This window comes from Prosthecomicrobium pneumaticum, from assembly GCF_014199915.1.
In the GTDB taxonomy this organism is placed as follows: Bacteria; Pseudomonadota; Alphaproteobacteria; order Rhizobiales; family Kaistiaceae; genus Prosthecomicrobium; species Prosthecomicrobium pneumaticum.
The window spans coordinates 793,792-805,523 of the sequence record NZ_JACHOO010000001.1 but is presented as its reverse complement, the minus strand read 5'-3'; the positions used below and the strand labels follow the sequence as shown (position 1 = coordinate 805,523).

The 11,732-nt window shown below is 69.6% G+C and carries 10 protein-coding genes and 1 tRNA gene; 9 read left to right on the top strand and 2 right to left on the bottom strand.

The window, feature by feature from the left end:
* Window positions 1-1,030 precede the first annotated feature (1,030 nt).
* From GGQ63_RS03645 to GGQ63_RS03625, 5 genes are all read left to right on the top strand, one after another.
* On the top strand, window positions 1,031-2,089 hold the full coding sequence (locus GGQ63_RS03645; protein WP_343061067.1) for a LacI family DNA-binding transcriptional regulator: 1,059 nt from the start codon (window positions 1,031-1,033) through the stop codon (window positions 2,087-2,089).
* 100 nt (window positions 2,090-2,189) lie between these two features.
* Complete coding sequence (locus GGQ63_RS03640; protein ID WP_246429606.1) at window positions 2,190-3,398, top strand: ABC transporter substrate-binding protein; 1,209 nt, start codon at window positions 2,190-2,192, stop codon at window positions 3,396-3,398.
* A gap of 70 nt (window positions 3,399-3,468) precedes the next feature.
* Window positions 3,469-4,404, top strand: a complete 936-nt coding sequence (locus GGQ63_RS03635; RefSeq protein ID WP_183852553.1) for a carbohydrate ABC transporter permease — start codon at window positions 3,469-3,471, stop codon at window positions 4,402-4,404.
* Window positions 4,401-5,261 carry a carbohydrate ABC transporter permease gene (locus tag GGQ63_RS03630; protein ID WP_183852551.1) on the top strand — a complete coding sequence of 287 codons (861 nt, stop codon included), beginning with the start codon at window positions 4,401-4,403 and terminating at the stop codon, window positions 5,259-5,261. The genes GGQ63_RS03635 and GGQ63_RS03630 overlap by 4 nt, the downstream gene beginning before the upstream one ends.
* Window positions 5,262-5,296: 35 nt before the next feature.
* Window positions 5,297-7,252 carry a glycoside hydrolase family 127 protein gene (locus GGQ63_RS03625; RefSeq protein ID WP_183852549.1) on the top strand — a complete coding sequence of 652 codons (1,956 nt, stop codon included), beginning with the start codon at window positions 5,297-5,299 and terminating at the stop codon, window positions 7,250-7,252.
* Between the two features lie 133 nt (window positions 7,253-7,385).
* Here GGQ63_RS03625 and GGQ63_RS03620 read toward each other — a convergent pair whose 3' ends face one another.
* Entirely contained in the window at window positions 7,386-7,670 is a 285-nt protein-coding gene (locus GGQ63_RS03620) for a GNAT family N-acetyltransferase (RefSeq protein ID WP_183852547.1), read from the bottom strand.
* A 104-nt stretch (window positions 7,671-7,774) separates the two neighbouring features.
* Here GGQ63_RS03620 and GGQ63_RS03615 point away from each other — a divergent pair, with 104 nt between their 5' ends.
* The 4 genes from GGQ63_RS03615 to GGQ63_RS03600 all read left to right on the top strand — a co-directional run bounded on the left by GGQ63_RS03615 (window position 7,775) and on the right by GGQ63_RS03600 (window position 9,980).
* Window positions 7,775-8,275: a DUF1801 domain-containing protein gene (locus GGQ63_RS03615; protein WP_183852544.1), complete on the top strand. Its 501-nt coding sequence runs from the start codon at window positions 7,775-7,777 to the stop codon at window positions 8,273-8,275.
* Window positions 8,276-8,357: 82 nt separating this feature from the next.
* On the top strand, window positions 8,358-8,744 hold the full coding sequence (locus tag GGQ63_RS03610) for a DUF1801 domain-containing protein (protein WP_183852661.1): 387 nt from the start codon (window positions 8,358-8,360) through the stop codon (window positions 8,742-8,744).
* An 87-nt stretch (window positions 8,745-8,831) separates the two neighbouring features.
* A tRNA-Leu gene (locus GGQ63_RS03605) sits at window positions 8,832-8,918 on the top strand.
* A gap of 336 nt (window positions 8,919-9,254) precedes the next feature.
* The gene (locus GGQ63_RS03600) at window positions 9,255-9,980 is read left to right on the top strand and encodes an SDR family oxidoreductase (RefSeq protein WP_183852542.1); all 726 of its coding nucleotides are present in this window, start codon (window positions 9,255-9,257) and stop codon (window positions 9,978-9,980) included.
* On the opposite strand, the gene GGQ63_RS03595 is transcribed toward GGQ63_RS03600, so the two are convergent.
* Window positions 9,973-11,700: a cation:proton antiporter domain-containing protein gene (locus GGQ63_RS03595; protein ID WP_183852540.1), complete on the bottom strand. Its 1,728-nt coding sequence runs from the start codon at window positions 11,698-11,700 to the stop codon at window positions 9,973-9,975. The two genes, GGQ63_RS03600 and GGQ63_RS03595, sit on opposite strands and share 8 nt — an antisense overlap.
* Between the last annotated feature and the right edge of the window lie 32 nt (window positions 11,701-11,732).

Sequence of the window (11,732 nt, the reverse complement as noted above, 5' to 3'; positions counted from 1 at the left end):
AAGCACCGGGTGGGGAGGACGGCGCACGGATCGCCGACCGTCACGATTATGGATGCCGGCACGGAGGCCGGCATGACGGGTGGAGGGGGCTGTTCAGAGGAACCGGCAGGAGGGCCCCAGAGCGGCCGGGCGGGTCCGGGAGCGGCAACCTCCCTCCCCCTTGTGGGGCAGGGTCGGGGCGGGGGTGAATACGCCGAAGCCGAAGGCCCGCCACGCCAGAGCATCCGTCACCCCGGCCTCCGTGCCGGGGTCCATAATCGTGACGCCGGGCCGTCCGACCCCTGCTCCCGGCCGCCCCCACCCTGGCCCTCCCCCCACAAGCGGGGGAAACCGTGCCAGGCCCGCACCGCCCGCTGTCGCACGGGTTTCCGCCTGCGCCGGAAGCACCGGGTGGGGAGGACGGCGCACGGATCGCCGACCGTCACGATTATGGATGCCGGCACGGAGGCCGGCATGACGGGTGGAGGGGGCTGTTCGAAAGAACCGGCAGGAGGGGCCCCAGAGCGGCCGGACGGGTCCGGAGCGGCAGCCTCCCTCCCCCCTTGTGGGGGGGTGAATACGCTGAAGCCGCAGGCCCGCCCCGCCAGAGCACCGGTCACCCCGGCCTCCGTGCCGGGGTCCATACTCGTGACGCCGGGCCGTCCGAACCCTGCTCCCGGCCGCCCCCACCCTGGCCCTCCCCCACAAGGGGAAACCATCCCCGGCCCGCACCGCCGTCACCCGAGCACCCACGGGCACGATTATGGATGCCGGCACGAAGGCCGGCATGACGGGTGGAGGGGGCTGTTCGAAGACCTCACACGGGCGCGAGGGGGAGCCGGTATGACCGACAGTGCGGGAATGGCAACGGTCTTCCCGCAACGACACTTTCCGCTTGCGGCCCGCCGCCAGCCCGGTTAGCCTGATCTGAGAAAAGGTTTTCTCAATTCGTCCCAGGTGGCCGGCCCCGTCGTCCGCCTTTTCTTGAACCGGGTTGAGAAAACCTTTTCTCAAATGAGCGGCCGACAGCGCCGCCGGGAGGACGCCAGACGTGACGGGCTCGGCCGATTCGGGCGAAGGAAGGCTGCCGGCGCGGCGGCCGGTGACGCTCCGCGATGTCGCGGAAGCCGCCGGCGTGTCGGTCGCCACCGCCTCCAAGGCGCTCAACGATCAGGGCCGGATGACCGCCGAGACGCGCACCCGCATCCGCGAGGTGGCGCGCCGGCTCGGCTTCCGGCCGAACGGCCTCGCGCAGAGCCTGCTGCGCCGCAGGAGCTTCACCGTCGGCCTGCTGACCAACGACACCTATGGCCGCTTTTCGCTTCCGGTGATGGCCGGCATCTCCGAAGCCCTTGTCGATGCCGGCGTCTCGGTGTTCCTGTGCAATGTCGAGGACGATCCCCGGCTCGGCCAGTTGCATGTCGAGGCGATGCTCGAAAAGCGCGTCGACGGCATCATCGCGAGCGGCAAGCGGCTCGACCGCCACCTGCCCGTCACCCTCGCCGGTCTCGGCGTGCCGATCATCTATGCCTTCACCGAGCCCGACCCCGGCTCGATCGCCTTCGTCTCGGACGATGCGCAAGGGGCACGGCTCGCCGTCGAGCATTTCGTGGCGCTCGGCCGGCGGCGGATCGCCCATGTCACGGGGCCGGAGAGTTTCATGGTGGTGCATCAGCGCGCCGCCGCCTGGCGCGCCGTGCTCGCCGAGCACGGGCTCGGCGTGCCGGACGGCTTCTATATGTCCGGCCGCTGGTCGGAGCGCTTCGGCCACGAGGCGGTGGCGCAGCTCTTCGGCGGCCCGGGCGAGAAGCCGGACGCGATCTTCTGCGGCAACGACCAGCTCGCCCGCGGCGTCGTCGATGCGCTGCGTGAGCGCGGCCTCGCCGTGCCGGACGATGTCGGCGTGATCGGCTTCGACAATTGGGAGATCGTCGCCGCCGAGACGCGGCCGCCGCTCACCTCGGTCGACATGAACCTGTCCGCACTCGGCCGCGAGGCCGGCCTGACCCTGCTTTCGCTGGTCGACGGCAAGGCCGTCGAGCCGGGCATCCGCAAACTGCCGTGCCGGCTCGTCGTCCGGCAGTCCTGCGGCCGTCCACCGGACGGCTGAACGATTCGTCGACCGTCCGGAAAGAGGAGCCGGCCGGTCCATCAAGAGGGAGGAGAGAATGAAGAAACTGAGCGGACTTTTCGCCGCCGGCGCGGCGGTGATGATGCTGTCGACCGCCCCCGGCTTTACGGAGGAGGCGACGATCTGGGTGCGGGCCGACGGCTCGAACTTCATGCCGCAGATCGTCGAGGCCTTCAACAAGGGCCATGAGAACCAGATCAAGCTCGACATCATCCCGACCGCCGAGCTGGTGCAGAAATACGCGACCGCCGCGGCCGGCGGCACGGCGCCTGACGGGCTGTCGCTCGACCTCATCTACACGCCCGCCTTCGCCGCAGCAGGGCAGCTCGAGGATATCACCGACTGGGCGAAGGGCCTCTCTTACTTCGACCAGCTCTCGCCGGCCCATGTGAAGACCGGCACCTATAAGGGCCGCATCTACGGCCTGCCCTTCTCGGCCGATTCCTCGGTGCTGATCTGGAACAAGAAGCTGTTCCGCGAAGCCGGGCTCGATCCCGACAAGGGGCCGGCCAACTGGGCCGAGATCGAGGCGGACGCCGAGAAGGTGAACGCGCTCGGCGGCGAGGTGAAGGGCTTCTATTTCTCCGGCAATTGCGGCGGCTGCAACATCTTCACCTTCATGCCGCTGGTCTGGGCCTCGGGCGGCGACCTGCTGTCGGATGACGGCACCAAGGCGACGGTCGACACCCCGCAGATGCGCGACGCGATCGCCTTCTATCGCTCGATGGTCGAGAAGGGTCTGGTGCCGGAAGGCGCGCAGACCGACAGCGGCGCCAATTTCTTCGCCGCCTTCGCGGCCGGCAATATCGGCATCGCGCCGTCCGGCGCCTTCGCGATCGGCGCCCTCAACACGCAATATCCCGACATCGAATACGGGCTCACCTATCTGCCGGGCAAGGAAGGCGGCTGGTCCTCCTTCGCCGGCGGCGACAATTTCGTCGTCACGAAGGGCACGCCGAAGCTCGCCGTGCTCAAGGAATTCCTCGACTACGCCTATTCGCTCGAGGGCCAGACCCTGCTCGCCAGCCGCGGCAGCCTGCCGGTCCGCGGCGACATCGCGAAAGAGGCGCTGAAGGGTCTCGACCCGCGCTACCAGACCGCCGCCGATGCGATGGCGAAGGGCAAGACCCCCTATTCCGTCGTCTTCAACGACATCATCAACAGCCAGAACGGCCCCTGGGTGCAGATGGTGAACGAGGTGTTCTTCGGCGACGATGTCGACGGCTCGCTCGCCACCGCGCAGGAGACGATGCAGTCGATCATCGACGCCGGCGGCGCCAACCAGTGAGCGCATGCGGCGGCGGGCGAGCGTCCGCCGTCGCCTCTCCCCGGTGAACCGAGCCCGAAGGGTCCCGTCCATGTCCTCGATCAGCCATGCCGCGCGCGAAGCGGTATCGGCCGCTCCCCGCCGGCGTCGGCGCCTCGGCCGCAGCGAGTGGATCGGCCTTCTCTATGTCGCGCCGGCCGTCGCCCTTGTGGCCGTGTTCTTCGTCGCGCCGCTCGTCATGACCGCCTTCATGTCGTTGCACAACTGGCCGCTGATGGGCGAACACCGCTTCATCGGCTTCGACAACTACGTCGCCGCCTGGAAAGACATCCGCTTCTGGCGGGCGATGAACTTTACGATCTACTATACCCTGATCGTCACCGTCGCGATCTTCGCGGTCGCCTTCCCGCTCGCGCTCTTCGTCGAGACGCCGCGTCGCTTCAACGGCTTCTATCGCACCGCCTATTTCCTGCCCGTCGTGGTCGGCTTCGCCTCGGCGAGCCTCCTGTGGGTGTGGCTGCTCAATGTCGATGCCGGCCTCTTCTCGCCCGCCGCGGTGGCGCTCGGCATCACGCCGAAGAAGGTCAACCTGCTCGCCGATTTCGATCTCGCCTTCTGGTCGGTCATCGTGATGGTGGTGTGGAAGGTCGCCGGCTTCACCATGGTGATCCTGATGACCGGCCTGCAGAGCATCCCGGCCGAGCTCTCGGAGGCGGCGAAGATCGACGGCGCCGGCGCCTTCTCGCGCTTCCGGCTGATCACCCTGCCGATGATGCGCCGCACCATCGCGCTCGCGCTGATCCTGTCGGTCGCCGGCTCGATGCTCGCCTTCGACCAGTTCTACATCATCCTCGCCGGCGGCCCGCGCAACCAGACGATCACCGCGGTCTACTGGATCTTCAGCCAGTCCTTTGTGTCCTTCAAGCTCGGCTATGGCGCGGCGCTGTCGATGGTGCTGCTCGTCATCCTCGTCGTGCTGTCGCTCGTCCAGCTCCGCCTCTTGCGCAATCCGGAGGGCCTCGAATGACCGCGCTCGCCCGGCGGCTCGCCGGAACCCGGCTCGGCGGCCTCGCCGAGCACACGGTCGGCATGCTGCTCGCCTTCCTGTTCCTCGCGCCGATCGCCTGGACGCTCCTGACGAGTCTCAAGCCGCCGCCCGAGGCGCGCCAGCCGCCGCTGCCGCCCTGGCCGGTGACCGGCCTGTCGCTCGACAGCTATCGCACGCTCGGCGCCTTCGGCGAGGGGCTCGGCCACTATGCCTGGAACAGCACGGTCGTCACGCTTTCGACCGTCGCGCTCTCCGTCGTCGTCAGTCTCTTCGCCGGATATGGCTTCTCGCGCTTCCGGTTTCCGCTGAAGAACCTCGTCTTCGTGCTGATCCTTTCGACGATCATGATCCCGTTCCAGTCGATCCTGACACCGATCTTCCTGATCCTCAACACGCTCGGCCTGCAGAATACACTCGCCGGCCTGGTGCTCGTCTATGTGACGCTGCAACTGCCCTTCTCGATCTTCATGATGCGGAACGCCTTCGACGCCGTGCCGAAGGAGATCGAGGAGGCGGCGCGGATCGACGGTGCCTCGAGCCTCGCCATGCTGGTGCGGGTGATGCTGCCGCTCGTCTGGCCGGGCGTCGTCACCGTCGCGCTGTTCGCCTTCCTCAACTCCTGGAACGAGTTTCTCGCCGCGCTGGTGCTGATGACCGACCAGTCGAAATACACCCTGCCGATCCTGATGACGGCGGTGCGCTCCGGCCGGTTCGGCGCGATCGACTGGGGCGCCGTGCAGGCGGGCGTCACCGTGATGATGATCCCCTGCCTGATCCTCTTTCTTCTACTCCAGCGTTACTACATCCGCGGACTGACCGCCGGCGCGGTGAAGTAGACGAACCCCCCGACGAAAAAGAACGGAGACCTCCGATGAGTGCTCAACCCGCCGTCGCCGCCGCGCCGCCGACCGCCCGGTTCCGTCCGCCCGCCGTGCCGAAGGTGTCGGTCTCCGGCTTCTGGGGCGACCGCGTCGACGCCGTCGCCGACAGGACCGCCGACATCCTCTACGAGCGCTGCGTCGCCGCGGGCATGCTCGACCAGATCGACCCAGACCGGCCGGTGCCGGCGCTGCGCATCCCCTTCCACGTCACCGACGGCTTCACCGCCTCGACCGTGACGACACAGATGTTCTGGGATTCCGATCTCGGCAAGACCATCGAGACCGCCGCCTATTGCCTCTACCGCAAGCCCAATCCCGAACTCGAGGCGAAGATCGACGCGGTCATCGCGATGTTCGAGAAGCTGCAGCAGGAGGACGGCTATTGCTCGTCCTGGTATATCAGGATGCAGCCGGGCAAGCGCTGGACGAACCTGCGCGACTGCCACGAACTCTATTGCGCCGGACACCTGATCGAGGGCGCCGTCGCCTATTACCAGGCGACGGGGAAGCGGGCGCTGCTCGACGTGATGATCCGCTATGCCGACCACATCGACCGGACGTTCGGGCCGAAGCCGGGCCAGAAGCGCGGCTATTGCGGCCATGAGGAGATCGAACTCGCCCTCGTCCGGCTCGCCCGCGTCACCGGCGAGCCGCGCTACATGGACCTCGCGAAGTTCTTCATCGACGAGCGCGGCCGGCAGCCGCACTATTTCGACGCGGAGGCGCGGGCGCGCGGCGCCGACCCGGCCGATTTCCACTTCAAGACCTATGAATACAACCAGTCGCACCTGCCGGTCCGCGAGCAGGACAAGGTGGTCGGCCATGCTGTGCGGGCGATGTATCTCTATTCCGGCATGGCCGACATCGCGACCGAATATGGCGATCCGACCCTGCGCACCGCGCTCGACCGGCTGTGGGACGATCTCAACGCCAAGCGGCTCTATGTGACGGGCGGGCTCGGCCCCTCGGCCGACAATGAGGGCTTCACGGCGGATTACGACCTGCCGAACGAGACCGCCTATGCCGAGACCTGCGCCGCGGTCGGCCTCGTCTTCTGGGCGAGCCGGATGCTCGGCATGGGGCCGAACCGGCGCTATGCCGACGTGATGGAGCGGGCGCTCTATAACGGCGCGATCTCCGGCCTGTCGCTCGACGGCTCGCTGTTCTTCTACGAGAACCCGCTCGAGAGCCGCGGCGGCCACAATCGCTGGGTCTGGCACCGCTGCCCCTGCTGCCCGCCGAATATCGGCCGGATGGTCGCCTCGATCGGCAGCTACATGTATGGCGAGGCCGAGGGCGAGGCGGCGGTGCACGTCTACGGCGCCTCGCACGCGACGCTCGACATCGGCGGCGGCCGCACCGTGCGCCTGACGCAGGAGACGAACTACCCCTGGGAGGGTGCGGTCCGCGTCACGGTGGACGTCGATGCGCCGACGCGCTTCGCGCTGTCGCTGCGCATCCCCGGCTGGTGTCGCAAGGCGACGCTTTCAGTCGCCGGCATCACCGTCGACCTCGCCGCCGTCACCGTCGACGGCTATGCCCGGATCGACCGGGAATGGCGGGCCGGCGACACCGTCGATCTCGCGCTCGAGATGGCGGTCGAGCGCATCTACGCCCATCCGGAGGTGCGCGCCGATGCCGGCCGCGTCGCGCTGCAGCGCGGCCCGCTCCTCTACACGCTCGAGGGGATCGACAATCCGGTCGCGCTCAACCGCATCCGCCTGCCGGATGGCGCCGGCTTCACCGCGAGCTTCGAGCCGGATCTGCTCGGTGGCGTGACGACGCTCGCCGCGACGGCCGAGGCCGATGCCACGGCGGGCTGGAACGGCGACCTCTACCGCACGGAACGGCCGGCGAGGCAAGCCGCGCCGATCAAGGCGGTGCCCTATTACGCCTGGGACAACCGCGCTCCGGGCGAGATGCTGGTCTGGCTGCGGGGCGGCTGAGCCCCCTCCCACGCGGCCGCCCGCGCGGCCCGACCCGCCTCGCCGGAAACGAGACCGGCCTCGAGCCGGCATCTTCGCCACCTGCCCGCGCCGCCCCCCGGCGCGGGCTCTTTTTTTCAGCCGGAGGACCCGCTCATTCGAGGGGCGTGCCGACGTCGCGGTCCTCGGGGTGCTTGCCGAGCCAGGCGACGAGATAGGGGCAGGTGACGAGCGCCTTGCGGCCCGTCGAGCGGAGCAGGGCGAAGGTGCGCCGCGCCAGATCGGCGCCGACGCCGCGGCCGCCGAGCGCCTCCGGCACCTCGGTGTGGACGAGCACCATCTCGCCGTGCACGATCCGATAGGCGATGAAGGCGACATGGCCCTCGACCTCGAGCTCGAAACGCTCGTCCTCGACATTTTCGCGGAAGGGTCCGGTCATGCGCTCGCCTCTTTCTGTCTCCTGCGGGCCAGCATGGACGAGGACGCGGCGCGATCAACCCCCCGCACCTCCCTCGGAGAGGCCGGCGGGGATGACGCGCGGCGATGAGGCGGTTAGGCTCGGCCGAGCGGGAGGAGACGCTTGTGGCGAAGGCGAAGCGGGACGAGCAGGGGGCGGGCGCCCCCGTGGATGGCCCGGCGGGCGAACCGGTGCTCCTGTCGGGCGGCAACCCGCAGATCGCCAAGGGCTATGGCGATGCGCCGGTGGCGGCCTATATCGCCGCCGCGCCCGGCTGGAAGAGCGCCGTCATCCGCCGGCTCGACGCGCTGATCGCGGAGGCGGTGCCCGGCGTCGAAAAGGCGGTCAAGTGGAACTCGCCGCTCTATGGCACGGAGCGCGATGCATGGTTCCTCGGCATCCACGTCTTCGCCCGCTATGTGAAGGTGGCGTTCTTTCGCGGTGCGGCGCTCGATCCGCCGCCACCGGTCGCCTCCAAACAGGCGACGGTGCGCTATCTCCACATTCGCGAAACCGACGCGCTCGACGAGGCGCAGTTCGTCGACTGGGTCGGGCAGGCGAGCCGCCTGCCCGGCGAGCGGATGTGAGGGCCGCTCCGTGACGACGAAGGACAGCCCCGCGGCCGGGGCGCCGGATGCGGCATCCGGCGCGGCGGCGCCCGACACGGGGATGTCCGCCGGCGAACGGATCGACGCGCGGATCGCGGCGCTCGGCGACTGGCGCGGCGCCACCCTCGCCCGCGTCCGCGCGCTGATCCGCGAGGCCGATCCGGACGTGGTCGAGACCGTCGAATGGCGCGGCGTGCCCGTCTGGGAACACGACGGCATTCTCTGCACGGGCGAGACCTACCGGTCCGCGGTCAAGCTCACCTTCGCGAAGGGGGCGGAGCTCGCCGACCCCTCCGGCCTCTTCAATGCGAGCCTCGAAGGCAATGTCCGCCGGGCGATCGACCTCCACGCCGGAGACGCGATCGACGCCGAAGCGCTGAAGGCCCTCATCCGGGCGGCCGTCGCGCTCAACGTCGCGACGCGGGGCGCGAAGCGGAAACGCCGCTGAGCGCCACCGGCCGCGGCCGCGCCGTCTGGCGTTCGCCGGCGAGGTATCGTATGGGTGTGCGGCCGGCGCGAGGCATCGCCCGGTCCCGCGGGCGTGGCGGAATTGGTAGACGCAGCGGACTCAAAATCCGCCGTCCTCACGGATATGTCGGTTCGAGTCCGACCGCCCGCACCACCGTGCCTCGAGGTTCCGTACCCCGCCCGCTCCCGTCCGGCTCGGCAACACCCGCCGCCGGGCGGGTGACGAGGCCTGAACGGCCGGTCTCAGGGACCGCGAGGGGGGAACGCGCCCCTTCGCCTTTCCGAAGCTCGATCTCCGCACGCCGCAGGTCGGCCGCCACGCCCTCGACCCTCGCACGGCCCGCTGCGGTGTCCCCCCGGCTCGCGCAGCCATGACGCCGGGCCGTCCGGTCCGGGCCGCCATCGGGTCCGTATCCGGATTCCGCATCAGTGCGAAACGCTCTAAGAACGGTGGGGCGGCCGTCGGCCGGCGGACGGGAGGAGGAATGGCATGGAGTTTTCGGGCAAGCGTGTGCTCGTCACCGGTGCGGGCAAGGGAATAGGCCGGGCGATCGTCGAGCTTCTCGTGGAGCGCGGCGCCCGCGTCGTCGCGCTGTCGCGCAGCGCCGCCGATCTCGATGCGCTCGCCGCGACGCATGGCTGCGAGACGATCGCCTGCGACCTCGCCGACATGGCGGCGACACGGGCCGCGGCGCGCGCCGCGCAGCCGGTCGACCTCCTCGTCAACAATGCCGGCACGACGCATCTGCAGTCCTTCCTCGATGTGACCGAGGAGGCCTTCGACACGCTGATGGCCGTCAACTGCAAGGCGGCCCTCGTCGTCGCGCAGGAGACGGCGAAGAGCATGATCGCCCGCGGCATTGCCGGGGCGATCGTCAACGTCTCGTCGATCTCCTCCTCGATCGGCTTCGCCGACCATGCCGCCTATTGCGCCTCGAAGGGCGCGCTCGATTCGCTCACCATGGTGATGGCGAACGAACTCGGCCGGCAGGGCATCCGCGTCAACGCGGTCAACCCGATCGTCACGCTGACGCCGATGGCCGTGAAGGCCTGGAGTGACCCGGCGAAATCCGGTCCGATGCTCGGCCGCATCCCGCTCGGCCGCTTCGTCGAGCCGCGCGAGGTGGCCGAGGTGGTCGCCTATCTCCTGTCCGACCGGGCGGCGATGGTGAACGGCACCACCATCCCGATCGATGGCGGTTTCCTGATCAACTGATCGCCGTCTCCTCCGCGGCACGCCGCGCCTCGCCGATCCGCCGCTCGACCGCATCTTCCGGAAATCCGATCTCCTCGAGCAGGTGGCCGGCGATGCGGAAGCTGCTCTCGAGCGCCTCCTGCACGACGTCGCTCGCGCCGCCGGCAGCGAGCCGCAGCGCATGGTCGCGATCCCGGGCGCGGGCATGGATCACCGCATCGGGGCGCACGGCGGCGATCGCCCGCACCATGCGCTCGGCCGCCTCGGGCTGATCGGGCGTGACGACGAAGGCCCGCGCCCGCGCCGCGCCGAGCCGGGCGAGCATCTCACCCTGGCTCGCATCGCCGAAATAGACCGGCCGGCCGGCCGCACGCGCGCGCTCGACGCGGCCCGCATCGCGATCGAGCGCCACCCACGGCACCTCCTCGGCATCGAGGATTGCCGCGACCGCCGCGCCGAAACGGCCGAAGCCGCCGATCAGCACGTGATCGGCGAAAGCCTCGCCACCGTCGGCCGGGGCATGGCGGTCCGCTGCCCGCCGCGCCTCGAGCCGCTCCGCCAGACGCCGGCCGAGCGGCGCGACGAGCGGCGTCGCGATCATCGAGAGCGCAGCCGTCGCCGTGGCGAGCTGGGCGAGGGACGCGTCGATCACCCCGTCGCGCCGGGCGAGCGTGAGGAGCACGAAGGCGAACTCGCCCGCCCCGGCGAGCAGGAAGGCCGCCTCGACCGCCACCGCGGGCGCCGCCCGGATGGCGACGCGGCAGGAGATCCAGGCGACGACCATCTTGAGCGCCAGCATGGCGAGCACGCAGCCGAGCACCAGCGGAAAGGCGCGCAGCACGAAAGTGAGGTCGATCGTCACGCCGACCCACAGGAAGAACACGCCGAGAAGCAGATCCTTGAAGGGTTCGATGTCCACCTCGAGCTGATGGCGATACTGCGTTTCGGCGAGAAGCAGGCCGGCAAGAAAGGCCCCGAGCGCATCGGAGAGGCCGACGAGATCGGTGAGTTCGGCCGTCCCCACGAGGAGCAGGAGCGCGAGCGCGAGGGTGAGCGTCCGGTTCCCCGTCGCCGCCGCGAAGCCCATCAGCGGCCGCATCACATAGCGGCCGACGACGACGAGCAGCCCGACGACCAGCACGGCGAGCGCCAGGCCCTGAGCGACGAGCAGCGTCGGATCGCGGTCGCTCGCGCCCAGAATGCCGACGACGATGACGAAGGGCACCACCGCGAGGTCCTGCAGGAGGAGAATACCGAGCGTCGTACGGCCCGTCTCGGTCGCGAGCCGGCGGCCTTCGACGAGCGTCTGCACCACGATGGCGGTGGAGGAGAGCGCGAGCGCCATGCCGAGCACGATCGACACCTCGGCGGGCAGGCCGAAGGCGAGACTCGCCGCCGCGACGGCGGCGGCGGCGAGCACGACCTCGGTGCCGCCGGCCCGCAGCACGATCGACCGCATCGCGACAACGCGCGAGAAGGACAGATCGAGCCCGATCGTGAAGAGGAGCACGATGACGCCGAGATCGCCGAGCGCCTCGAGCGAATGCGTGCTGCCGATGGTGACGTAGTGCAGCGGTGGGAAAAGCGGCGCGAGGCTGCCCAGCCCACCCGGGCCGAGCACCATGCCGGCGAGCAGAAAGCCGAGCACGACGCCGAAGCGCAGCCGGCTGAACAGCGGCGCGACGATGCCCGCGGTGACGAGGAAGATCAGCAGATCCTTGCCGCCGCCACCTTCGAGCATCCCGGCCCCCCGGCGCTCACGCCGCCTCTGGG